General features: G+C 69.0%; 20 protein-coding genes. 9 read left to right on the forward strand and 11 right to left on the reverse strand.

The features are described from left to right. Window positions 1–170: 170 nt before the first annotated feature. Genes ABD191_RS17400 through ABD191_RS17410 form a run of 3 tightly spaced genes read left to right on the forward strand, consistent with a single transcriptional unit; the run spans window position 171 to window position 5726 of the window. Window positions 171–2933 (forward strand): type I restriction endonuclease subunit R, encoded by a 2763-nt coding sequence (locus ABD191_RS17400; protein ID WP_344082849.1) that lies wholly within the window; start codon window positions 171–173, stop codon window positions 2931–2933. Next, window positions 2930–4216, forward strand: a complete 1287-nt coding sequence (locus ABD191_RS17405) for a restriction endonuclease subunit S (RefSeq protein WP_344082851.1) — start codon at window positions 2930–2932, stop codon at window positions 4214–4216. Before ABD191_RS17400 ends, ABD191_RS17405 begins: the two co-directional genes overlap by 4 nt. Continuing rightward, a complete protein-coding gene (locus ABD191_RS17410; RefSeq protein WP_344082853.1) occupies window positions 4194–5726 on the forward strand; it encodes a class I SAM-dependent DNA methyltransferase in 1533 nt (510 codons plus the stop codon). The genes ABD191_RS17405 and ABD191_RS17410 overlap by 23 nt, the downstream gene beginning before the upstream one ends. Window positions 5727–5757: 31 nt before the next feature. Here ABD191_RS17410 and ABD191_RS17415 read toward each other — a convergent pair whose 3' ends face one another. Together ABD191_RS17415 and ABD191_RS17420 are read right to left on the reverse strand one after the other, a co-directional pair. Continuing rightward, window positions 5758–5949, reverse strand: a complete 192-nt coding sequence (locus tag ABD191_RS17415) for a hypothetical protein (RefSeq protein ID WP_344082855.1) — start codon at window positions 5947–5949, stop codon at window positions 5758–5760. A gap of 92 nt (window positions 5950–6041) precedes the next feature. Then, window positions 6042–6233, reverse strand: coding sequence for a hypothetical protein (locus ABD191_RS17420; protein ID WP_344082857.1), 192 nt, complete (start codon window positions 6231–6233; stop codon window positions 6042–6044). A gap of 324 nt (window positions 6234–6557) precedes the next feature. On the opposite strand from ABD191_RS17420, the gene ABD191_RS17425 reads away from it, so the two are divergent. The 3 genes from ABD191_RS17425 to ABD191_RS17435 all read left to right on the forward strand — a co-directional run bounded on the left by ABD191_RS17425 (window position 6558) and on the right by ABD191_RS17435 (window position 8913). Then, window positions 6558–7772, forward strand: a complete 1215-nt coding sequence (locus tag ABD191_RS17425) for a helix-turn-helix domain-containing protein (RefSeq protein ID WP_344082859.1) — start codon at window positions 6558–6560, stop codon at window positions 7770–7772. Between the two features lie 75 nt (window positions 7773–7847). Continuing rightward, complete coding sequence (locus tag ABD191_RS17430; protein WP_344082861.1) at window positions 7848–8393, forward strand: NUDIX domain-containing protein; 546 nt, start codon at window positions 7848–7850, stop codon at window positions 8391–8393. A gap of 298 nt (window positions 8394–8691) precedes the next feature. After that, window positions 8692–8913, forward strand: a complete 222-nt coding sequence (locus ABD191_RS17435; protein WP_344082863.1) for a S1 RNA-binding domain-containing protein — start codon at window positions 8692–8694, stop codon at window positions 8911–8913. A gap of 62 nt (window positions 8914–8975) precedes the next feature. On the opposite strand, the gene ABD191_RS17440 is transcribed toward ABD191_RS17435, so the two are convergent. Genes ABD191_RS17440 through ABD191_RS17455 form a run of 4 tightly spaced genes read right to left on the reverse strand, consistent with a single transcriptional unit; the run spans window position 8976 to window position 11303 of the window. After that, entirely contained in the window at window positions 8976–9371 is a 396-nt protein-coding gene (locus ABD191_RS17440) for a type II toxin-antitoxin system VapC family toxin (protein ID WP_344082865.1), read from the reverse strand. Continuing rightward, the gene (locus ABD191_RS17445; protein WP_344082867.1) at window positions 9368–9640 is read right to left on the reverse strand and encodes a type II toxin-antitoxin system VapB family antitoxin; all 273 of its coding nucleotides are present in this window, start codon (window positions 9638–9640) and stop codon (window positions 9368–9370) included. The genes ABD191_RS17440 and ABD191_RS17445 overlap by 4 nt, the downstream gene beginning before the upstream one ends. 42 nt (window positions 9641–9682) lie before the next feature. Beyond that, window positions 9683–10252 carry a TetR/AcrR family transcriptional regulator gene (locus ABD191_RS17450; protein WP_344082869.1) on the reverse strand — a complete coding sequence of 190 codons (570 nt, stop codon included), beginning with the start codon at window positions 10250–10252 and terminating at the stop codon, window positions 9683–9685. A gap of 58 nt (window positions 10253–10310) precedes the next feature. Continuing rightward, window positions 10311–11303 carry a SpoIIE family protein phosphatase gene (locus ABD191_RS17455; protein WP_344082871.1) on the reverse strand — a complete coding sequence of 331 codons (993 nt, stop codon included), beginning with the start codon at window positions 11301–11303 and terminating at the stop codon, window positions 10311–10313. A gap of 280 nt (window positions 11304–11583) precedes the next feature. Between ABD191_RS17455 and ABD191_RS17460 the strand changes: the two genes are divergently transcribed. Then, complete coding sequence (locus ABD191_RS17460; protein ID WP_344082873.1) at window positions 11584–12525, forward strand: serine protein kinase RIO; 942 nt, start codon at window positions 11584–11586, stop codon at window positions 12523–12525. A 56-nt stretch (window positions 12526–12581) separates the two neighbouring features. Here the strand turns inward: ABD191_RS17460 and acnA are convergent, their stop codons facing one another. From acnA to ABD191_RS17485, 5 genes are all read right to left on the reverse strand, one after another. Then, window positions 12582–15317, reverse strand: a complete 2736-nt coding sequence (acnA, locus tag ABD191_RS17465) for an aconitate hydratase AcnA (protein ID WP_344082875.1) — start codon at window positions 15315–15317, stop codon at window positions 12582–12584. A 94-nt stretch (window positions 15318–15411) separates the two neighbouring features. Further along, entirely contained in the window at window positions 15412–16461 is a 1050-nt protein-coding gene (locus ABD191_RS17470) for a glucose 1-dehydrogenase (RefSeq protein ID WP_344082877.1), read from the reverse strand. A gap of 30 nt (window positions 16462–16491) precedes the next feature. Further along, window positions 16492–18462 carry a DUF2207 family protein gene (locus tag ABD191_RS17475; RefSeq protein ID WP_344082879.1) on the reverse strand — a complete coding sequence of 657 codons (1971 nt, stop codon included), beginning with the start codon at window positions 18460–18462 and terminating at the stop codon, window positions 16492–16494. Between the two features lie 14 nt (window positions 18463–18476). After that, window positions 18477–19055, reverse strand: a complete 579-nt coding sequence (locus ABD191_RS17480; RefSeq protein ID WP_344082881.1) for a LemA family protein — start codon at window positions 19053–19055, stop codon at window positions 18477–18479. A gap of 107 nt (window positions 19056–19162) precedes the next feature. Next, the gene (locus ABD191_RS17485; protein ID WP_344082883.1) at window positions 19163–20653 is read right to left on the reverse strand and encodes an aminopeptidase P family protein; all 1491 of its coding nucleotides are present in this window, start codon (window positions 20651–20653) and stop codon (window positions 19163–19165) included. A gap of 53 nt (window positions 20654–20706) precedes the next feature. Between ABD191_RS17485 and asnB the strand changes: the two genes are divergently transcribed. Both asnB and ABD191_RS17495 read left to right on the forward strand, forming a co-directional pair. Beyond that, window positions 20707–22653: an asparagine synthase (glutamine-hydrolyzing) gene (asnB, locus tag ABD191_RS17490; RefSeq protein WP_344082885.1), complete on the forward strand. Its 1947-nt coding sequence runs from the start codon at window positions 20707–20709 to the stop codon at window positions 22651–22653. 50 nt (window positions 22654–22703) lie between these two features. After that, window positions 22704–23255, forward strand: coding sequence for a Uma2 family endonuclease (locus ABD191_RS17495; protein WP_344082887.1), 552 nt, complete (start codon window positions 22704–22706; stop codon window positions 23253–23255). The last annotated feature ends 219 nt before the right edge of the window (window positions 23256–23474 follow it).

Genomic DNA, 23474 nt, shown 5'->3' on the forward strand with positions numbered 1-23474 from the left:
GCAAACACGTTACCGACGTGCCGCGGGGCCACACGCCGAGTGCGGTGATCGACGTGGCCGGGGACATGACCTTTCTGCTGTCGTAAGGGTCAGCCTGGGTAACCGACAAGCTCTGGTTAGTGACCGTTGGACGATCGTGCGATGTTCTCGTTCCTTTAGCATCGATTGTCGTGGGTAACGCGACAGACGCTCCCCGTTTCCAGGCTGAGCAGCGGGCACGGGCGCTGATCGATCGACAGCTCCGGGACGCCGGCTGGGCAGTGCAGGACCGCGCCGATCTGAATCTGTTCGCCGGTCAAGGCGTCGCTGTCCGCGAGATGATCATGGCGGCCGGGCACGGTCGGGCGGATTACCTGCTCTACGTCGATCAGCGGGTCGTCGGGGTGATCGAGGCCAAGCCGCAGGGCACGCCGCTATCGGGGGTGGAGTGGCAGTCCGCGAGGTATGCCGAAGGGCTTCCGCCGGTCGTACGTCTCAAGGCTTTGACCCACGACGGGCGGTTGCCTTTCGTCTTTGAGGCCAGCGGCTCGGAAACGCACTTCACCAACGGCTACGATCCGCAGCCGAGGGCGCGGCGGGTCTTCGCGTTTCCGCAGCCGGGCACCTTGGCCCGCACCATCCGCGACGCCGACGCCGATCCCGCGCGGCCGACGTGGCGGGCGAAGGTGTGCCACATGCCACCGCTGGACACGACTTTGCTGCGGCCGGCCCAGATCGCGGCGATCAAAGGGGTCGAGAAGTCCCTCGCGGAGCAGCGGTTCGACCGGTCGCTGGTGCAGATGGCCACCGGCGCCGGCAAGACCTATACCGCGGTGACCGGGTCGTACCGGCTGCTCAAGCACGGTGGCTTCACCCGCGTGCTGTTCCTGGTCGACCGCAACAACCTGGCCGACCAGACGCTGGCGGAGTTCCAGAACTACCGCACGCCCGATGACGGTCGCCGGTTCACCGAGTTGTACAACGTCGACAAGCTCGCCAGCGCCGGCATGCTGGGCAGCTCCAACGTGGTGATCTCCACGATTCAGCGGGTCTACAAAGTGCTATCCGGTGACGCCGCCCCCGAGGGGGACGACCCCGGCCTGGACGGTTTCGTCCCCGACGCCCCGGTGACCGTCGCCTACAACGCGGCCCTGCCGCCGGAGATGTTCGACCTGGTGATCGTGGACGAGGCGCACCGCTCGATCTACGGGGTGTGGCGCGGTGTGCTGGAGTATTTCGACGCCCACATCGTCGGGTTGACCGCCACCCCGGGCAAGCAGACGTTCGGCTTCTTCCGGCAGAACCTGGTGTCGGAGTACACGTATCCGCAGTCGGTCGCCGACGGTGTCAACGTTGACTTCGACCTGTACCGGATCAAGACCCGCATCAGCGAGCAGGGCTCGACGATTGACGCCGGCACGGTCGTGCCGAAGGTGGACCGCCGCACCCGCGTGCAACGCCTGGAGCGGCTTGACGAGGATCTGGAGTACACCCACAAGCAGCTCGACCGGGCGGTCACCGCCAAGTCGCAGATCCGCCTGGTACTGGAAACGTTCCGCGACAAGCTGTTCACCGAGATCTTCCCCGGCCGGACCACCGTGCCGAAGACGCTGATCTTCTGCAAGGACGACGCGCACGCCGAGGAGGTCGTCATCACCGTGCGCGAGGTGTTCGGCAAGGGCAACGACTTCGCCGCGAAGATCACCTACAGTGCGCGTGACCCCAAGGGCCAACTGCAGGCGTTTCGTACGTCGGCGAGCCTGCGCATCGCCGTCACCGTCGACATGATCGCCACCGGTACCGACGTCAAGCCGTTGGAGTGCGTGTTCTTCATGCGCGACGTGCGTTCGGCGGCGTACTTCGAACAGATGAAGGGCCGTGGCGCGCGCACCATCGCCGCAGCCGACTTCCAGGCCGTCACTCCCGACGCGACCGAGAAGACCCGGTTCGTCATCGTCGACGCCATCGGCGTCACCGAGCATGAGTTCGTCGACCCGCCCCTGAACCGGGAGAAGAGCGCGTCGCTCAAGCAACTGCTCGACAAGGCCGCCACGCTCACCCTCACCGAGGCCGAGACCGCCACCCTCGCCTCCCGGCTGTCCGCGCTGGAGTTGCAGCTCACCTCGGACGAGCGCATCGAACTCGACAAGGTCGCCGGCGGGTCGGTCCGCGACATCGTCCGGGGCCTGGTCGACGCTGTCGACCCGGACACCCAGGCCCGCGTCACCGCCGGGTCCGCGGATCCTGCGGCCGCCGTCCAAGGCCTGCTTGATTCAGCGGTACGCCCGATCGCCGCGAACCCGCAGTTGCGGCAACGGATCCTGGAACTGCGCCGGGCTCACGACCGGATCATCGACGAGGTCAGCGTCGACACCCTTGAGGACGCCTTCGGCGTGGTCGACACCTCCCGCGCACGCTCGATCGTCGAGTCCTGGCGGGCGTATCTCGACGAGCACCGCGACGAGATCACCGCCATCCAGCTACTCGCCGAAGCCCGCCAGCGACAGATCAGCTTCGCCGACATCAAGGAACTCGCCGACCGTATCCAACGCCCGCCCCGCAACTGGACCATCGACCTGATCTGGAAGGCGTACGAAGCCGTCGAGGTCGGCCTCGTCCGCCACAGCGACCGGCACACCCTCACCGACCTCGTCTCGTTGATCCGGTACACCATCGGGCAGGATGACCAACTGGTGCCCTACGCCGACCGGGTCCGCGAACGCTACGCGGGCTGGCTGCTTCAACAGCAGCAGGCCGGCGTGACCTTCAGCGACACAGAAAGGTGGTGGCTGGACCGCATGGTCGAAGTGATTGCCGCATCGGCGGGCATCAGCCCCGACGACCTCGACAACGCCCCCTTCACCGAACGTGGCGGCATCGACGGCGCCCTCCGCGACCTCGGCCCTGCGGCTAGCCACCTGATCGATCAACTCAACACGGAGCTAACCGCGTGAGCAGCTTTCCATCAGATTGGAAGCGCGTCGTTCTCGGAGATGTCCTCGACCGGATCGAAGCAGGAAGGTCGTTCTCCGGGGAGCCAAGACAAGCCGAACCTGACGAGTGGGGCATAATCAAGGTCAGCGCCATGACCTACGGAACGTTCCACGAGTATGAAAACAAGGCAGTCCCCAAAGGGACCCAATTCTCTACATCGGCAGAAATCAGGCCGGGCGATCTCATTCTTAGTAGGGCCAATACACGTGAATACGTAGGCGCTTCGGTCCTTGTAGGTGAATGTCGACCACGTCTCCTACTAAGCGATAAGAGCCTACGGCTCCATCCAAGCAGCAACGTTGATCCGCGGTGGCTCTGGTACGCATTAAGCGCGCCGAATTCGCGACGATACCTGAGCAACGTCTCCACAGGAGTCAAATCAGGTATGCGCAATATCTCCCAGACTTCGCTTCAGGCTATGCCACTGGCAATTCCACCGCTGGGTGAGCAGCGGCGGATTGTCGATATCCTCGAAGACTACCTCTCCCGCCTAGACGCCGCTAGCGGCAACTGCGACTCGAACCAACTCAAGACAGTAGGACTTAAGAGAAGCCTCTGGCAACAGGTCTTCGCCGTCCGGGCAGAGGACCAACAATGGCAGGTTGCTTCGCTGCTTGACGTAGCACGAATCGCCAACGGCCAAACCCCTAAAGGCCTCACTGATCGGCTCGTATCGACCGCCCAGGAAGATTGCATTCCCTTCTACAAGGTGGGCGACATGAATTTATCCGATGGTCGGTTCATGTCCACGGCGCGATTCTACGTGCGGAAATCTGACGCTACGTTGTTGGGCCTTCACGTCCGAACGCCCGGCACGGTTCTGCTTCCCAAGAGAGGAGGAGCAATCGCCACGAATAAGAAGCGAATCCTACAGGCGGAAGCGGCATATGACCTAAACACAATGGGGCTGGAGCCCTCTGAGCGAGTTCACGCCGAGTTCCTTTGGCATTGGCTCCAAGGGATCGACCTGAGTCGGCTAGCCGACGGATCGAACGTTCCTCAAATCAACGCCCCGCAGATTCGCGACCTGAGGCTTCCTTTGCCGCCGCTTGAAATCCAACAGGAAGTCCTCGTGCGAATGGACAAGAATTTGGGTGCATTGAACCGGCTAAATAGTGACCTGGAGCATGTTCAACGGAAAGCGGCGGCTCTCCGCTCTGCATTGCTTGCTACTGCATTTTCGGGGCGGTTGACGGGTCGGGCTAGCGACATGGATCTGGTTGGGGAGATGGCGGGTGTCTGACGCAAGGCGGCTGGTAGACAAGCTGTGGTCGTACTGCAATGTGTTGCGGGACGATGGCGTCGGCACGATTGAATACACCGAGCAGCTGACGTACCTCCTGTTCCTGAAGATGGCGCACGAGCGAGAGACCCGGCCGCTGAAGCCGGAGCGGATCGTTCCGGCGAACTGCTCGTGGCAGCGGCTGCTCGATGCAGAGGGCGACGACCTTGAGGTCACCTACCGTCACATCCTTGAGGAGTTGGCTCGCCAGCCGGGCACCCTCGGCACGATCTATCGCAAGGCGCAGAACCGTATCCAGGACGCGGCCAAGCTCAAGCGGCTCATCGTCGACCTGATCGACAAGGAGAACTGGTCGGCGACCGGCACCGACATCAAGGGCGACGCGTACGAGGAACTGTTGTCCAAGGGCGCGGAGGACATCAAGTCCGGTGCCGGGCAGTACTTCACGCCCAGGGCCGTGATCCAGGCGATGGTCGACTGCATCCAGCCGACTGTGCGGGACACGGTTGTCGACCCGGCAGCCGGCACGGGCGGCTTCCTGCTCGCCGCACACGAACACGCCTCGCGTCACGCGGAGACCCTCACGCCTACGGAACGCACCCACCTGCGCGACCACTTCGTTCACGGCGTGGAATTGGTCGACGGCACCGCCCGGCTGGCCGCGATGAACCTGCTCCTGCACGGCATCGGCACACCCACGGGCGAGAGCCTGATCGAGGGCAAGGACGCGCTGATCGCCGACCCGCGCAAGCGCTACTCCGTCGTACTTTCAAATCCGCCGTTTGGCCGCAAGTCGTCGCTGACGATGGTCGGCGCGGATGGCCGCGAGGCCCGAGAGGACCGGGAGATCGAGCGGCAGGACTTCGTGGTCACGACCGCGAACAAGCAGCTGAACTTCCTTCAGCACATCGCTACGATCCTGGACATCAACGGCCGGGCGGCGGTGGTCCTGCCCGACAATGTGCTGTTCGAGGGCGGCGCCGGAGAGACGCTGCGACGCCGGATGCTGCGGGACTTCGATCTGCACACGATGCTGCGGCTGCCCACCGGCATCTTCTACGCCCAAGGCGTCAAGGCCAACGTGTTGTTCTTCGACAAGAAGCCGGCCGCCGAACGGCCATGGACCGACCGGTTGTGGATCTACGACCTGCGCACCAACCAGCACTTCACGCTCAAGCAGAACCCGCTGCGCCGCCAGCACCTCGACGACTTCGTCTCCTGCTATCTGCCCGGAAAGCCGCGCTCCGAACGGGTTGAAACCGAGCGGTTCAAGTCCTTCACCTACGACGACCTGATCGCCCGCGACAAGGTCAACCTTGACATCACCTGGTTGCGCGATAAGTCGCTGGAGGACATGGACAACCTCCCGGCGCCCGAGATCATCGCAAGGGAAATCGTCGAGGACCTCACCGCGGCGCTCGCCGAGTTCGAGGCGGTTGCCTTGGCACTGGAGGGCGCCATGTCGCCATCGGACGGTTCGGCGGTCGTTGAGGACGGAGATCCGCTGTAACGCCCTGCCGGGAGCAGAGACATCGAACCCGTCACGCTGCCGTCAGGACGAACCTGTGGCCGAAACTGCTGCGGGCCACGTCGATGGCCCGCAGCGCGCTCGCGAGTGGCCGCGCGCGTTCGTCGTACGGCGTGTGGGCGTTCCCGAGCGTGGGAATCCGCGTGCGGGCGAGTTCCCACACCTCGACCTCGGCCGCGAGCGCGTCCAAGCCCTGCCCGCACACGCCGCAGCGGTAGCGCCTCGTCGCCGCGCGCGTCACGCACCACATCGGCGCGCCACAACACCGCAAGAGGCCCGAGAGGTAGAAGTCACCGCTCACTGGCGACCGGCAATCGCGGCCACCCGTACCAGGACCGAGACGCGGTGCGTCTGCCTGCCGTCGGCGAGCAGGCGAGTGCCGTGAACGGTCACCCATTCGAGATTCGGGTGTGCCGGTACGGGCACGTCGACCCGAAGCCGAATGGGACCGGCCCCGTAGAGGTAGTCCCGCTCCGCGATCGTCAACACTGTGCCAGGTTCGATGAGTGGCACCAGGCTCACACCCTCGGCTGGCCGGGTGAGACGTCGGGCGAATGCTCGACGAACGGTGACCAGTGCCGCGTCGCGCGGGCGCCCACTTGCGCCGTCGGATCGTGCATGAACTGTCAACCTCCACGCGGCGTTGTGCTGGTCGGGCGCGACGGCCGGGTCACGCCGGCGCCGACCATCGCACCCGTGGTACGGAAGGTTAAGAGTTTGCGCAGGCCGCAAGGGGTAGGAAACCTACCCCTACGGTGCGACGCGATCATTCCAGGCATCGCGCATCATTGGTTGCCGTCCTACCCTGGGAGCATGTCGGATCCGCACCCGCAACTGACCGTCGGACAGCGCATACAGATGCACCGGGAACGTGCGGGCAAGACGCGCGCCGTACTCGGTGGACTCATCGGCCGGTCACCCGAATGGGTGAAAGCCGTAGAGAAAGGCCGCATGCTGACCCCGCGCCTTGGGATGCTCGACAAGATCTCGATAGCGCTGCGCGTGCCGCTGGCCGACCTGGTCGGTGAGCACGAGGAACAGATCCACGCTCTGACCGGACCGGCCCACGCGGCGTTGCCTCAGGTGCGCGCGGCGCTCAACGAGTACGTGGCCGTCGGCGAGAACCCGCCGACCGACCTTCGCGACCTGGCGGCCCGGGTGTCGGACGCGTGGCGGGCCCGGCACGGCGCGGGCGAGCACCGCACCGTGATCGGGCGCCTGTTGCCCGACCTCATCCGCGAGGCGCGCCACGCGGCGCGGGCGTACGAGGGTTCCGACCGGCAGCGAGCGCAGGCGATATACGCGGACGTTCTCGGACTCGCGCAGATGTTCGTCGCCTACCAACCAGCGGCCGATGTGCTGTGGCGGCTGACCGACCGAGCGATGACCTTGGCGGTCGACTCCGGTGACCCGCAGGCCATCGGCTTGGCGGCGTGGTTCCTGGTCGAGGCGCTGCGCGACAGCGGCGATTGGGACGCCGCCATGGCCGTTAACCTCGACGCGCTGCGCGATGTCGAGGTGTGGCTGGATCGCCACGGCGGTACCGACCTCGTGGCCATGGCCGGGTCGCTGCACACCGTTGCCGCACTGACCGCAGCGCGGGCCGGGGAACAAGGCGTGGCGTGGCGGCACCTCGACGAGGCAGGGCGGCTGGCAGACCGGCTGCCGGCCGGCTACCGGCACAGCCGTACGTGGTTCAGCCAACCGGTGGTCGGGTTCTACCGCGTGAGCGTGGCCGTCGAACTGTGCCAGCACGGCGAAGCGGTACGGCAGGCTGACCGCGTCCCGCCGGACACGATCGCGTCGCGGCCACGCCGGGCGAGGCACCTCATCGAGGTAGCACGCGGCCTACACCTGGGGACCAAGAAGGAAACGCAGACCCTACGGGTACTCAACGAGGCGCTGGCGGCGGCACCGGAGACGATCCGCTACAACAGCTATGCCCGACAGATCGTGCTCGACCTGCGCGAGAAGCCCGCACCACACCGGAAAGCCGCCAACGACTTGGCTGTCGCGATGGGACTGTGACCTTTTTCTTCTGATGGCGAACGGTCGCGGACACCCCTCGCACGTCAGCCTGCCCACATGCGGTCGGCTGGTGACATGAGCACGGACGCCCCGCTGTACGAGCGCGACCCCGCCGCGTACCAGGCCTATCTGGCGGAGGGAAACCGTACGCAGCCGCGCAAGCGCGTCGGCGCCGACGTCATCTTCCGCGACGACGAAGGTCGCATCCTGCTGGTCAACCCCCGGTACAAGCCGGACTGGGATCTTCCCGGCGGAATGGCGGAGGCGAATGAGCCGCCTATCGACGCCGCTCGGCGGGAGGTGTTGGAGGAACTCGGCCTCGACTGGCGGGGCGGTCGACTGCTCGCCGTTGACTGGGTTCCGCCACACGGGCCCTGGGACGACAGCTTGATGTTCATCTTTGACGGGGGCGTTCTGTCCGGCGGGGACATCGCACGGATCACCCTTGCCGATGGCGAACTGGACAATCACGAGTTTTGTGAGCTGGGTGCGGCGCGAGATCGCCTTCGGCCCTATGTTCTGCTCCGCGTGCACGGGGCGCTCACGGCGCTCCGTGAGGGCGGCACAGCGTATCTGCACGGCGGCGGCGTCGATCGAAGGACTGGGCAAGAGCAGGCATGATCACTTGCGCGTGGCGGTCGACGACGAGGTGGTCCCGCCAATGTGTAAATCTCGTGCAAGCGCAGTGGAAGACCGTTTTGGTCCGATGGAGACACCTGATAGCGTCGGTGTCATGACTGCCGGGTGGGCCTTGGGCCCTGCACAGATCGGTGACCCGGCCGTCGTTTGACTGCCCGTCCGGCGCCGCGCGCTCGCGGCCGTCCGGGGCAGTTTTCTCTCCTCCTGCGCGTCCGTGGTCCGCCCGCGGTGAACCGCGTACAGGTCATGACGCATGCGCGTGAGGGGAGGAGGTGATCGCATGCCTCAGATCAGCTGGGCGGACTTCCAGGCCCGCCACCATGTCGGCGACGTCGTGCAGGGCCGCGTGACGTCAGTCGCGCCGTTCGGCGCGTTCGTCGAGGTCGACGGGTTCGACGGACTGCTCGTCGGCGACGGCTCGCCGGCCGTCGGCACGCTCGTGTCGGCCCGCATCCTCGGAATCGACCCCGAGAAGACGCGCTTCAGCCTGTCTGCCGCGTAACGCACCACAGCTCAGCGGTCGCGGCGCCGTCCCGGCGGCGCCGCGACCCGTGGCGGGCCGCATCAGGCCGCGATGACGGCGAGATCCGTCCGCGCGAAGTCGTCGCCGACACAGAGCAGGGGCTCCGCGGCCAGGCGGGCAACGGCGTATGTCAGGCAGTCGCCGAAGTTGAGGCTGGCGGGATGGCGTCCCTTTCCGAACCGGAGGAACGCGTCGGTCGCGACAGACCAGTGCTCGTCGGTGAAAGGAACAGCCTGGAGCCGGCTCTCCTGCACGAAGCGGGCCAGGAGGGTTTTGCCCTGCGGGCCGAGGCGAGCGGACAGAACGATCCCGGTCTCCGTGAGAGTCGGGGCGCCCACGCGCGCGTCGCTCCCGCTCATCACGACGTGTTCCAACAACGATTCCCAGCCGGGCTCCCGAAGCAGGATCGCGCACAGGGCCGAACTGTCGACGATCACACGCCCTCCGGACCGTAGCCCAGGATGCGTTCCCGCTCGGCCTTGCTCGGTGCGCTGCCGAGGAGTTCGGCGGGGACCTGCGGCCACGCCTCGTCGCTCAGGAACCGGAGCAGCCGCTGGCGTCTCTCCCGCGCGGTGCGTTCGACGAGGAGGCGAGCCTTGCGTTCCCGCAACGCGACATTGATGGCCCGGGTTTTGTTCTCACCCGTCATGGCCGCCACCTCAGCCGCCAACGCCTCGGTCTCCGCGTCCTTGATATTGAGTGCCATGGTGTAAAGCTACCCGCGATGGTAGATCTACACCATCCTGTTTCAGCGGCGGACGGCGGCTTCGACGACATCGAGGACGCGGTGCAGGTCGGCGACCGGACGGCCGTCAGCCAGGTGCAGGACGAGCCCGTCGTACGCCAGCTCCAGGAACTGGGCCAGCACGGTCACCGGTACGTCGTCGCGCAGGGCGCCCGCGTCGTGCTGGCGTTGCAGGCGCTCGCGGGTGGCCGCGGCGATGGCGGCCGAGCGGGCCGCCCAGCGGGTGGCGAACTCGGCGTCCGTGCGCAGCCGGCGAGAGACCTCCAACTGGGTGCCGAGCCAGCCGGCCACGTCGGTCTCGCCGGCACGGTCGAGCAGGTCGCGCATGACCTGGACGAGGCCGTTGCGGGCGACCGTCTCGACCATCGTGGTGACGTCGTCCTCCGCCACGGCCAGGAACAGCGAGTCCTTGTCGCGGAAGTGGTGGAAGATCGCGCCCCGGGACAGGCCGATCTGCTCCTCGAGGCGCCGCACCGTGGCACCCTCGTAGCCATAACGGGCGAAGCAGGCCCGGGCGCCGGAGAGGATCTCCTGGCGGCGGGCGTCGAGTTGGTCCTGACTCACCCTGGGCACAAGTCGATCGTGACAGGCGAGCCGGACTTTTGCAATCCGTACGTACGGCTTGTTAAAACTAGGGTCGGGCCACGACGACGCAGGCATCGTCACGACCGGTACGGGCGTCGCGCAGCAGCGTCGCGGCCACCACGAGCGGCGAGCGCTCCAGCAGGCCCGGGTAGTGCGACAGGTCCCAGCCGTCATCCAGGCCGTCCGAGTGCATCACCACGACCGTGGCCGGCGTGATCGGGTACTCGAACTCGCGGATGTCGCGGCGCTGGTGGCCCACGATGCCGGGCACGGACACCATGCCGTGGCGGGACTCCGGCTCCACCACCCAGCCGGCGATGTTGCCGATGCCGGAATACCGCAGCAGGCCCCGGCGCAGGTTCAGTTCCGCGACGGCGACGACGCCGCCGCGCGTACTCGCCAACGATCTGTGGATGTGGTCCACGGCGGCGCGCGGACCGGACACGGGCGCGACCAGGAACGCCTCGATGGCGGCGCGGCTGGCCGTCGCGGCGGCGGCCCCGTGGCCCAGCCCGTCGCAGAGCATCACCTGCCGGCGCCCGTCCAGCTCGCGGACCGCCCACCGGTCGCCGCTGATCTCCTCGCCGGGAATGGGCGAGGTCAGGCCGTCGGCCCACGGTTCGGTGGCCGGGCCCGGCCACAGCGCGGCCGTCAGGACCACGCCGGCACCCGGCCAGGCGTACCCGTCGACGTGGCTGGCGCCCGGGAGGTCAAGGGCCAGGTTGTGGCCCGGCTGGCCGATCCCCGACGGCGCGTCGGCGGACGCCAGGCCGACGACACCCACGCCGCGCTCCAGGCCGGCCCGCAGGGTGCGGACGAGCACCCAACCGGTAACCGTGCGGCGCAGCAGTTGGCCCGCCACCTCGGCGGCGACCTCGGCCACGGCCGCGATGCGCGCCTCCGGCAGCCGCAGGGCGCTGGCGACCGAGGCGGCGGCCCGGCTCACGGCGGCGACCCCCTCCGGATCGGCGACCGGCAGCCACCACTGGTCCTCGCCAACGTGGTCAGCGGCATCGGGGGAATGGGAGACCGCGGCCACGGCTCCATGATGCGTGATGGATGTCTCGTACGGTGAAGCCACCCGGGTCGGTAATCCGGTTGCGTGCGCCGCGATGCTCGGCAATGATGGCCGCTGTCCGCACCGCCCGCGTCGCACGACGCGCCGGTGCCCGGTGAGGGAAGGGAGGCTGACCTCGATGTACGCGCCTGTTGCGCGGCCGATGCCGCCTGCCCTGCTCCCGATCGCCTGACCGCTCGCCGCCGCCGCGCGCCCGCAGGTCGGATCGGGAACTTCCTTCCCTGATCGAGGAGATCCCACCGTGCGGATGCACGACTCTGAGGCGCCCAGCCGTCGACGCGGTAAGCGCCAGTTTGACGACGACACCTACCAGCCGTCCAACGACGCGTTCGGCGACGACGCCGAGCTGTTCGAGGGCCGCGGCCACCGCCGCCGGCTCGCCGACGAGGACGACACACCCGGTACGGGCGACCGCTGGTCGACCTGGGACCAGTCCACCGCGGGGGAACGCGGCCCCCGCCCGCACCCGGAGTGGCTCGTCACCGAGCTCGCCGCCGTCGACATCGAGCGGGGCCTCCTCAAGACGGGCAAGGAGGCCGACGTCTGGCTCGTCGAACGCGGCGTGCCGGACACCGACCGGCGCTGCCTGCTGGCCGCCAAGCGGTACCGCTCGTCGGAGCACCGGATGTTCCACCGCGACTCCGGCTACCTGGAAGGGCGCCGGGTGCGCGAGTCCCGCGTCAACCGGGCCATGTCGTCGCGCAGCTCCTTCGGCCGGCAGGCCATCGCCGGCCAGTGGGCCGCTGCGGAGTTCGGGGCGCTGTGCGACCTGAGGACGCTCGGCCTACCCGTGCCGTACCCGGTGCAGATCCTGGGCACCGAGGTGCTGCTGGAGTTCATCGGCGACCCCGACGGGACGGCCGCGCCGCGGTTGGCCCAGGTACGCCGCGACGAGGCCGACCTGGCCGACCTGTGGCGGCAGCTCGTCGACGCCATGTCGCTGCTCGCCCGTACCGGGCGGGCGCACGGCGACCTGTCGGCGTACAACCTGCTGGTCCACGAGGGACGGCTCGTGATGATCGACCTGCCGCAGGTCGTGGACGTCATCGCCAACCCGCGCGGGCGCGAGTTCCTGCGCCGCGACGCCATGAACGTGGCGACCTGGTTCACCGCCCACGGCCTGGACACCGCCGACGGCGAGTCGTTGGCGGAGGAGCTGGCGGAGGAAGCGGGACTGCGCTGAGAGCGGTGAACCGGATTGGTATCCCCAGGTACCAATCCGGTTCACCGCTTGCGGAGTCAGGCGGCCAGCATCTTGCGCAGGACGTAGTGCAGGATGCCGCCGTGGCGGTAGTAGTCCGCCTCGCCGGGGGTGTCGATGCGGACGACCGCGTCGAACGTGACGCCCGTGTCCGTGCTCACCGTGACCGTGCGCGGCGTGGTGCCGTCGTTGAGGGCGGTGACCCCGCTGATGGTGAACGTCTCCTCGCCGGTCAGACCCAGCGACGTGGCCGACGCCCCCGCCGGGAACTGCAGCGGCAGCACGCCCATGCCGATGAGGTTCGAGCGGTGGATGCGCTCGTACGACTCGGCGATGACGGCCTTGACGCCCAGCAGCGCGGTGCCCTTGGCGGCCCAGTCGCGCGACGAGCCGGAGCCGTACTCCTTGCCGGCGAGGATCACCAGCGGTACGCCCGCCGCCTGGTAGTTGACGCTGGCGTCGTAGATCGTCGTCACGGGGGCCCCGTCGACCGTGAAGTCGCGGGTGAAGCCGCCCTCCGTCCCGGGCGCGACCTGGTTGCGCAGGCGGATGTTGGCGAACGTGCCCCGGATCATGACCTCGTGGTTGCCGCGCCGCGACCCGTACGAGTTGAAGTCCTTGCGGTCGACCCCGTGCGACGACAGGTAGAGACCCGCCGGGGAGTCCGGCTTGATGGAGCCGGCCGGCGAGATGTGGTCGGTCGTGACCGAGTCGCCGAGCTTGGCGAGCACCCGGGCGCCGGCGATGTCCGACACGGGCGCGGGCGAGGCGGCCATGCCCTCGAAGTACGGGGGCTTGCGCACGTACGTGGAGTCGGCGGCCCACTCGAACGTGTCGCCCGCCGGGGTGGGCAGCGAGCGCCAGCGCTCGTCGCCGGCGAACACGTCGGAGTAGCCCTTGGCGAACATCTCCGCCGACACGGCCCCGTCGATGACCTCCTGTACCTCCTGCGGGGAGGGCCAGATGTCGCCGAGGTAGACCGGGTCGCCGTTCTGGTCCACGCCCAGCGGGTCGCGGGCCAGGTCGATGTCCATGCTGCCGGCGATGGCGTACGCGACGACGAGTGGCGGCGAGGCCAGGTAGTTCATCTTCACGTCCGGGTTGATCCGGCCCTCGAAGTTGCGGTTGCCGGACAGCACGCTGACCACGGCGAGGTCCTCGGCCTGCACGGCCGCGGAGATCTGCTCCGGCAGCGGCCCGGAGTTGCCGATGCAGGTCACGCAGCCGTAGCCGACCAGGTGGAAGCCGAGCTTCTCCAGGTAGGGCAGCAGGCCGGCCTTCTCGTAGTAGTCCATGACGACCTTGGAGCCGGGCGCCAGCGTGGTCTTCACCCAGGGCTTGGCGGCCAGGCCCCGCTCGACGGCCTTGCGGGCCAGCAGCGCCGCGCCGACCATGACCTGCGGGTTGGACGTGTTCGTGCACGAGGTGATGGAGGCGATCACCACGGCGCCGTGGTCGAGCTCGAACGTGTTGCCGTCGATCGTCACCGGCGTCGGCTTGTGGGCCCGGCCCGGGCTCGCGTTCGCGTTCGACGCCGGCGGGTCCGAGGCGGGGAAGCTCTCCGCGATCTCCTCGTCCACCCCGTCGTCGGAGACGTAGTCGGGCAGCGCCGAGCGGAACGCCGTCTTGGCGTCCGTGAGCGCCACCCGGTCCTGCGGACGCTTGGGGCCGGCGATCGACGGCACGACCGTGGCGAGGTCGAGCTCCAGGTATTCCGAGTACGACGGCTCGGCCGCGGCCGGGTCGTGCCACAGGCCCTGCTGGCGGGCGTACGCCTCGACGAGGGCGACCTGCTCGGCGGAGCGCCCGGTCAGCTGCAGGTAGCGCACGGTCTCCCCGTCGATGGGGAAGATGGCGCAGGTGGAGCCGAACTCCGGGCTCATGTTGCCGATCGTGGCCCGGTTGGCGAGCGGCACGGCGCCCACGCCGGAGCCGTAGAACTCGACGAACTTGCCGACCACGCCGTGCTTGCGCAGCATCTGGGTGATGGTGAGGACGAGGTCGGTGGCGGTGGCGCCGTCGGGCAGGCTGCCGTTGAGCTTGAAGCCGACGACGCGCGGGATGAGCATGCTCACCGGCTGGCCGAGCATGGCGGCCTCGGCCTCGATGCCGCCCACGCCCCAGCCCAGCACGCCCAGGCCGTTGACCATGGTGGTGTGGGAGTCGGTGCCCACGAGCGTGTCGGGGTAGGCCACGCCGCCGCGCGGCATGACCACGCGGGCCAGGTGTTCGATGTTGACCTGGTGCACGATGCCGGTGCCGGGCGGCACGACCTTGAACTCGTTGAAGGCGGTCTGGCCCCAGCGCAGGAACTGGTAGCGCTCGCGGTTGCGGCCGTACTCGATCTCGACGTTGCGCTCGAAGGCATCCGGGCGGCCGAACACGTCGGCGATGACGGAGTGGTCGATGACCAGTTCGGCGGGGGCGAGCGGGTTGACCTTCGCGGCGTCGCCGCCGAGGTCGCGCACGGCTTCGCGCATGGTGGCGAGGTCGACCACGCAGGGCACGCCGGTGAAGTCCTGCATCAGCACGCGGGCCGGGGTGAACTGGATCTCGACGCTCGGCTCGGCGTTGGGGTCCCAGGAACCCAGGGCCGTGATGTGGTCGGCCGTGATGTTGGCCCCGTCCTCGGTGCGGAGCAGGTTCTCCAGGAGGATCTTCAGGCTGAACGGCAGCCGTTCCGACCCGGGGACCTTCGTGATGTCGTAGATCTCGTAGCTCGCGCCCCCGACGCTGAGCTGAGTCTTCGCACCGAAGCTGTCGAGGCTCGCCACGTCGCACTCCTTTAGTCGCGGAAGTCATGCGGCGGCCGCACCGCCGCCGCCCAACAAACCGTACGTCCGTCTTGTTAAGTCGTCAAGCCGGCTCTCACGCGTGGAGGTCCAGAACGACCTTCACATCGTCGACCATAGGCTCCAGTGCTTGGGCGAAGTCCGACAGGGCCACCCGACGGGTGATCATGGCCCGCAGCCAGCCGATATCGGCCGCCGCTATCGCGGTGGCCGCGGCCTGCCAGTGCCGGCGGTTGGCGTTCACCGAGCCGATGACGGCGTTGTTCTCCAGGACGATGTTGCGGTTTGCCTCGCCGACGTCGAAGTTGATGTTGTGACCGCCGGACGACACCCCGGTGAGGCACACCACGCCGCCCGGGGCGACCACGTCGAACGTGTCGACGATGACCGGGGCGGCCCCGGTGCACTCCAGGATGATGTCGGGCGCCAGGCCGGTCTCCGGGGCCGGCCGCGCGTGGTACGTGGCGCCCAGCGCCCGTACGAGTTCGGGTTTGACGCCCTCCTCGGCGCGGTCGAGGACGTGCACGTCCAGCCCGCGCTGCACCCCCAGCAGGGCCGCCAGCAGGCCGATCGGGCCCGCCCCGGTGATCAGCGCCGTGCGCGGCCGCCAGAACGACCGCGCGCCCACCCGTTCGATCTGGTCCCAGGCCTTCGCCACCACGCTGGCCGGCTCCAGCAGGGTGCCCACCTCGTGCAGCGTCGCCTCCAGCGGGATCGCGAAGTCGGCCTCCACCCGCCAGCGCTCGCGGGCGAAGCCGTGCCGCTCCTTGATGCCGCACTCCGTGAAGAGTCCGTTGCGGCACATGTCCCACTCGTCGACCGCGCAACTCGGGCACGGTATGGGGTCCGGGCGCCGCACGATCGCGGTCACCAGGTCGCCGGGGGCGAACTGGCCGGAGTCGTCGGAGATCACCCGGCCGAGCGACTCGTGGCCGAGCACGAGGCGCGGGCCCGCGCCGGGCGGCGCGTCCCCGTAGTCGCCGTCGACGATTTCCCGGTCGGTGCCGCACACGCCGACGAGCAGGCCCTCGACCAGCACCTCGCCCTCGGCGCCCGGCGGCTCGGGCAGGGTGTCCTCGATGCGGGCGCTGCCCGCCTGCCCGGGGGTGACCACTAGTCCGCGCATCGGCACCTCCGTCCGATCCGGGTTACCCCATCACGGTTCAGTCAACACGGCGCCGGGCGTCCCTGTCGGGTGTTTGCCCGGTAGACGCCCCACGACCTGCGCGAGAAGCCAGTAGAGGTTGCGCGGATCGGTGCCCTCCGCCGGCCCGTCCAGCTTGAGGCTGACCATGATGTCGCCCTGCCGGGCCACGGCGACGCCGCGCAGGGCGTACGCCTCGTCGCCGATGCCGGGCAGCGGCGTACCGCGGTCGCGACCCTTGCCGGCCGCCGCGGCGAGCGGGCCCGCCCCGACGACGACCTGCAGGACCGTCCCGCCGTCCGGACCGGTGAACTCCCCGGTCCGCATGGGCATCAGCGGTACGGGCGGCAGCGCCTTGTACGCGCACGGCGCGCCGACCGCCCGGCTCACGTCGGCGACCGGGACGAGCTGCTCGATCTCCGGCAGGTCGACCACGGGCGCGCCGCCGGCCGCCATCGCGCCGATGATCGAGCTGACCATGCCGGCCCCGCCGGTCGCGGGACGCTGGGCCGGTACGACGCCCATGGCCTGCGCGATGAGCGCCTCGGTGTTGTCGTCGGCGGGCGCGACCTGGGTTCGCGCCCCGTGGCCGGGCTCGACGACCGTGAGTTCGCCGACCCGCCGGCTCCACGGCCGGACCACGATGGTGACCGTGTCGCCCGGGTCGACCCGGTAGGAGAACTGCGTGGGCAGGGCCCAGGCGCGGGTCCTGTCGGCCTTCCCGTCGTCGAGGGCCAGGTAGTGCAGCCACGGCTTGGGCGGGCTGTTCTCGCCGCCGGGGTGCTGCTTCCACACGCGGAGCCAGAGCGCCTCGCCGGTGATCGTCACCGGCGCCGCCAGGTCGATAACGGCCCGTACGAGCATGTACGCGCCGTAGGTCACGCCGACCACGCCGAGCACCAACATGATCGTGGAACCGAGGCCGAAGGCCTTCGCGACCGCGCCGGTCTGGTCCGCGCCGATCTCGGCGACGAAGCCGCTCAGCTTCCACAGCAGCGCCATGCCGATGGCGCCCACGACGAGCGCCCGGATGATGATCTGCGGCGCGGTCCGGCCGTAGCGCCACCAGGCCCTCGGGTACCGGATGCGCACCCGGTGCCACACGCCCCCGAAGTGCGACCAGACGAGCTTGTGGTCGCCCATGCCCATCTCGATGGCCGCGCTCGTGGCGCGGGTCGCGCCGACCGCCGCGCCGTAGGCGAGGTAACGGTCCCACACAGCCACGGACGCGGGCGGCAGGTCGGCGAACGACTCGTGGCCGCGCAGCCACGCCTTCACGCCCAGCCAGCGCGACGCCGACTCCCGACCCGCCGGCGTGTCGCGCTCGCCGTGGTTGCGCCCAACGACGTACGAGAGCAGGCCGAACACCACGATGGCCGCGCCTATCGCGGCGCCGACCGGGCTGTCGCCGCTGCCCGGCTCCGCGTGCCGGTAGACGGCCACCACGGTCGGCAGCACGGCGCCCACCGCCAGCAGGTTGAGGGCGGTCACCAGCCCTTTCGACAGTCTGCGCCGGGACAGCCCGCGCTTGCGCGCGTCCGCGATGATCTCCGCGCGCAGCCGTTTCCACCACGACTCGGACTGCCTCTCATTGCGGAACGTGAGGGCGGTCAGGGGCAGCATGCCGCCCTTGGCGAGCGAGGCGACCCGGTGGAAAACCATGTGCTCGTACACCGTGAGCCCGGCGGGCTGCGGGTCCCGGACGTGGATGGTGGTCTGCATGATGTCGTTGCCCGGCTGGCGGAACTCCAGCACGCGCCGGGCGCCGAGGTCGAGCAGGGTCGCCTCGGCGGCGTCCTCCGTCAGCTCCCAGCGGTTGGCGAGCAGGCTCGCCAGCGCCGGCGGCTCCGGCGGCAGGTCCTGTGAGGCCGGCGCCGGGGTGACCGACGCCGGCCTGGTGACCAGGAGCGCGACCGCGTACGCGGCGAACCACGCGGCGACCGCGCCGGCCGCGACCGCGATGTCGAGGTAGTGGATGTCCATCGCGGCGGCGGCGGTCAGAAGCGGACCTGGACGGGCCCGCGTTCACCCTCCGTGGCCTCGAAGTACTCCTTCTCCTTGAACCCGCCGAAGCCCGCGATGATGTTCGTCGGGATCGACTGGATCGTCGTGTTGAAGGTCTGCACGGCGCTGTTGTAGAACTGGCGCGCGTACGAGATTTTGTCCTCGGTGCCGGTCAGCTCACTCTGCAGCGCCGCGAAGTTCTCGTTGGCCTTCAGGTTGGGGTACGCCTCGGCGAGCGCGAACAGCCGGCCCAGGGTCTGGGTGAGCATGTTCTCCGCCTCGGCCCGGCCGGCCGGGCCCTGCCCGGACACGGCGATCGCGGAGTTGCGCGCCTGGATGACGGCCTCCAGCGTGCCCTTCTCGTGAGCGGCGTAGCCCTTCACGGTCTCGACCAGGTTCGGGATCAGGTCGACGCGGCGCTTGAGCTGCACGTCGATCTGCGCCCAGGAGGCCTCCACCTGATTGCGCTGGCGGACCAGCTTGTTGTACGCCGCCAGCGCCCAGATCACCAGGATGACCAGGACGAGGCAGACGAGACCGCCGATGACGGCGGCGACGATGGAACCGGACATACGACGGCCCTTCCCGAGTCAGATATGACGGCGATCATTCTGCCGCCCGGGTCGAGAGTCTCGGGGCTCGCCCGGCCCACGCTCGCATATGTCGCCGATTTGACCCTTCAGCCCGGCAGCCGGGGGCCCGCCTCGCGCTGGGTCGCCAGCCAGGTCTCGACGTCGTCGGCCGTGCGTGGCAGGCCGGCCGAGAGGTTGCGGGAGCCGGTCGCGGTGACCAGGATGTCGTCCTCGATGCGCACCCCGATGCCGCGCAGCTCGGCCGGGACCAGCTCGTCCTCCGCCTGGAAGTACAGGCCCGGCTCGACCGTCAGGACGTACCCCTCGGCGAGGCTGCCGTCGCGGTAGTTCTCCTTGCGGGCGTTGGCGCAGTCGTGCACGTCCAGGCCGAGCATGTGGCCGAAGCCGTGCAGGGTCCACCGCTTGTAGACGAGGCTGTCCCGCGACAGGGCCTCCTCCACCGAGCAGGGCAGCAGGCCCAGGTCCGCCAGGCCCTCGGCGAGCACCTTGTTGCAGGCGTCGGCCACGGTCTCGTACCGCACGCCCGGGCCGACCGCGTCGATGCCGGCCTGCTGCGACCGGTACACGATGTCGTAGACGTCGCGCTGCACGGAGCTGAACCGGCCGCTGACCGGCACGGTGCGCGTCACGTCGGCGGTGTAGAGGTTGCGGTTCTCCACGCCCATGTCCATGAGCAGCAGCTCGCCCGGCGTGGTGGCGCCGGTGTTGCGGATCCAGTGCAGGATGGTCGCGTGCGCCCCGCCGCCGACGATGGAGGAGTAGCCGAGGTCGTTGCCGTCGTGCCGGGCCCGGGTGTAGAACACGCCGTCGATGAGGCGCTCGCTGATCGAGCGGTCGGCCGGCAGGATGCGGGCCACGTCCTCGAAGCCGCGCACGGTCGCGTCGATGGCGTCCTGCAGCTGGGCGATCTCCCACTCGTCCTTGACCAGGCGCAGCTCCGACAGGACCGTGGCCAGCTCGGCGTCGCGGCTGCCGGCCTTGCCCGTGTCGTACGCCGGGATGACCTGGTCGACCGCCGGGTCGATGCCGCGCAGGACCCGGGTGCGTCCGGGCGCGCAGTCGGCCAGCGCGGCGCGCAGGCCCGCGAAGTCGGCGGTCTCGATGCCCAGCTCGGTGGTCTTCTCGGCCAGCGTGTGCCGGCGGCCGATCCACAGCTCCCCGTAGGCGGCGTTGCGGAAGAACTCGTCCGTGTCGCGCGGGGAACGGGGGCGCACGTAGAGGACGGCGTCGTGGCCCGCGCCGTTCGGCCGCATGATCAGCACCGCGTCGGGGTCGTGCTCGCCGGTCAGGTAGACGAAGTCCGTCCCGGGGCGGAACTGGAACGTCGTGTCGTTGGCCCGGGTGTGTTCGCGGCCGGTCGGGATGACCAGCGTCTCGCCCGGGAAGGCCGCCGACAGGGCGGCGCGGCGCTTGGCGTGGTTGGGCGCCTGGGGGCGCGGGGCGACGTCGAGGGCGGCGTCGGCCCAGCCGGAACGCATGAAGTCGAGGTACTTCTGCGGCAGGTCGGCGTCGTAGGAGCGGATGCCCCGCTCACCGTCCGCAGTGACCTGCGTCTCAGGCTTCTTGTTGTCGCTCATCCGTAGCCTCCTCCTCGACGCCATCGAGGCTACCCCGTGAAAGGATGCTCGCCATGTGCGGACTGATTACCTTCGTCAGCAACAACCGGGGCGCGGCCAGCCAGCGGGATGTCATCGCACAGGCGCTGGAGACGATGCACCACCGTGGCCCGGACGAAACGGGCGTCGAGGTGGTCGGTTCGGACGTCGTCTTCGCGCACAAGCGGCTCTCGATCATCGACGTGGCGTCCAGTCACGAGCCGCTGCCCTACGCCGAAGGCCGGTACCTGCTCATCTTCAACGGTGAGATCTACAACTACATCGAGCTTCGCAAGCAGCTCATGCAGGAGTACGGCGCGCGGTTCGACACCGAGGGCGACGGCGAGGTGATCGTCGCGGGCTACCACTACATGGGCCCGGCGATCCTCGACAGGTTGCGCGGCATGTTCGCGTTCGTGATCTGGGACGCCAAGGAGCGCGTGGCCTTCGCCGCCCGCGACCCGTTCGGCATCAAGCCGCTGCACTACGTCAGTACGAATGACGGGGTCTACTTCTCGTCCGAGAAGAAGGCGCTCCTGCCGTTCGCGCCGGCGGCCCGCGCCGGCGACGCGGGGCTCGACCACGCGAACCTCTCCCACTACCTCACCCTCCAGTACGTGCCGGAGCCCGGCACCCTGCACCAGGGCGTGCAGCGGCTGGGCTCGGGGGAGTGGCTGACCTTCCGCCCGGGCGCGGGCGAGTTCGCCACGGGCCGCTACTACCGGCCGGTCTTCTCGCCGCGGCCCGTGCCGCAGCCCGAGGTGCTCTACCGGCGCATCCGCGAGACGCTGCGCGACTCCGTGCGCATGCACATGCGGGCGGACGTGCCCGTCGGCGCGTTCCTGTCCAGCGGCATCGACTCCACCGCCGTGGTGGCCCTGGCCCGCGAGTTCAACCCCAACATCCTCACGTTCACGGTCGGGTTCGACGTGCCGGGGTACTCGGAGATCGACGTGGCCCAGGAGTCCGCGCGGCACCTCGGCGTCACGACCATCCCGACCAAGATCGGGCCGCAGGACATGATGGACGCGCTGCCGAAGATCGTCTGGCACCTGGACGACCCGGTCGCCGACCCGGCGCTGGTCCCCCTCTACTACGTGGCCAAGAAGGCGGCCGAGCACGTCACCGTGGTGCTGTCCGGCGAGGGCGCGGACGAGTTCTTCGGCGGGTACACGATCTACCGCGAGCCGCTGTCGCTGTCGGCCGTCACGGGACTGCCCGAGGTGGCGCAGAAGGGGCTGCGCAGCCTGGCCCGCGTCATTCCGGAGGGGGTCAAGGGCCGCAGCTTCCTCGAGCGCGGCACCACCCGGCTGGAGGACCGCTACTACGGCAACGCGCGCATGTTCAGCGAGGAGGAGAAGCAGAAGCTGCTGCGCCGCTACGACCCCTCGGTGCGCTACACGGACGTCACGTACCCGATCTACGCCGAGGCCGCCGGCCTCGACGACGTCACCATGATGCAGTACGTCGACCTCTACACCTGGCTGCGCGGGGACATCCTCGTCAAGGCCGACCGCATGTCGATGGCGCACTCGCTGGAACTGCGCGTGCCGTTCCTCGACCGCGAGGTCTTCGACGTGGCCGCCACCATCCCGGTCGAGCTGAAGCTGCCGCCCCGCTCGACGGAGACGAAGTTCGCCATGCGTCGCGCGCTCGAGGGCGTCGTCCCGCCCGCGATCGTCAACCGAAAGAAGCTCGGGTTCCCCACGCCGACCCGCGTGTGGCTGCGCGGCGAGATGTACGACTGGGCGCACCACATCATGGCCACCTCCGGCGCGGGCGACCTGCTCGACCTGAACTACGCCCGCCAGCTGCTCGACGCGCACAAGCGGGAGGAGGCGGACCACAGCCGCAAGGTCTGGACCGTGCTGATCTTCTGCATCTGGCACGCGATCTTCATCGCGCGCACGCTGGATCCCGGCGTACAGCGTGCGCAATCCGCCCTTTTGACCAAACCGGTGGTCGGCTCGATGGTCTCGTGATTTCAGAAATGGGCATTACCATCGGGGGAGTGCCCTGAGGAGGAGCGGCCATGCTACCGACGCTGAGCGACGTGCTGACGCAACCCTTCACGCTGGAGTACGTCGCTGAGTTGTCGGCGGCCGATCCGGAGCATAGATATGAGCTCAGCAGGGGAACGTTGACGATCATGCCGCCGGCAGACGACGACCACAACGCGATCGTCACGGAGCTGATCGTGTGGCTCATGACGGGCAGGTTCACCGCGCGGGAAGTGCTGGCCAACTCCGGCATCCGGACAAGTCGCGACGATGGCGGCATCGGGCGCAGCCCGGACGTCATGGTGCGCGTCCCCCCGCGCGAAGGCTCCGGGCGCACCGTCTGGCTCGACCCCGAGGACGTGCTGCTCGTCGTCGAGGTCGTCTCGTCCGGCTCCGAGGACCTCGACCGGATCATCAAACCCCGCGAGTACGCCGAGGCCGGCGTCCCCTGGTTCTGGCGCGTGGAGCGCGACGGCGAGCCCACCGTGATGATCCACCGCCTCAACGGCGACACGTACGACCTGGTCGACATCGTGGCCCTCGACGAACTGGTCATCCGCCCCGCCCCCGTCCTGGACGCCTGACCTCCGCCCCACTGCGCGCAGGCCCGCCCGACCCCTGGCGCGGATGCGTCGCTTTCCGGCGAGCGGCATGCGGCTCGCTTTCTGCAACCGATCGAAGCTGGCACGGCGGCGTGTGGTCGCGTCTGCGATCGCCAAAGTCGTGTCTTTGGCGGGGTGGGCGCGCGCCGCGGTCGCCAAAGTCGTGCTTGTGGTGGGGTGAGCGCGTGCCGCGGCCGCCAA

It is taken from the genome of Luedemannella helvata (assembly GCF_039528415.1).
In the GTDB taxonomy this organism is placed as follows: domain Bacteria; phylum Actinomycetota; class Actinomycetes; order Mycobacteriales; family Micromonosporaceae; genus Luedemannella; species Luedemannella helvata.

Bases quoted from the DNA above. Each gene is read 5' to 3' on its own strand.
- ABD191_RS17425 (WP_344082859.1), top strand. From the start codon at position 6,558: ATGTCGGATCCGCACCCGCAACTGACCGTCGGACAGCGCATACAGATG.
- ABD191_RS17430 (WP_344082861.1), top strand. From the start codon at position 7,848: ATGAGCACGGACGCCCCGCTGTACGAGCGCGACCCCGCCGCGTACCAG.
- ABD191_RS17435 (WP_344082863.1), top strand. From the start codon at position 8,692: ATGCCTCAGATCAGCTGGGCGGACTTCCAGGCCCGCCACCATGTCGGC.
- ABD191_RS17445 (WP_344082867.1), bottom strand. From the start codon at position 9,640: ATGGCACTCAATATCAAGGACGCGGAGACCGAGGCGTTGGCGGCTGAG.
- ABD191_RS17470 (WP_344082877.1), bottom strand. From the start codon at position 16,461: ATGCGCGGACTAGTGGTCACCCCCGGGCAGGCGGGCAGCGCCCGCATC.
- ABD191_RS17475 (WP_344082879.1), bottom strand. From the start codon at position 18,462: ATGGACATCCACTACCTCGACATCGCGGTCGCGGCCGGCGCGGTCGCC.
- ABD191_RS17480 (WP_344082881.1), bottom strand. From the start codon at position 19,055: ATGTCCGGTTCCATCGTCGCCGCCGTCATCGGCGGTCTCGTCTGCCTC.
- ABD191_RS17485 (WP_344082883.1), bottom strand. From the start codon at position 20,653: ATGAGCGACAACAAGAAGCCTGAGACGCAGGTCACTGCGGACGGTGAG.
- asnB (WP_344082885.1), top strand. From the start codon at position 20,707: ATGTGCGGACTGATTACCTTCGTCAGCAACAACCGGGGCGCGGCCAGC.
- ABD191_RS17495 (WP_344082887.1), top strand. From the start codon at position 22,704: ATGCTACCGACGCTGAGCGACGTGCTGACGCAACCCTTCACGCTGGAG.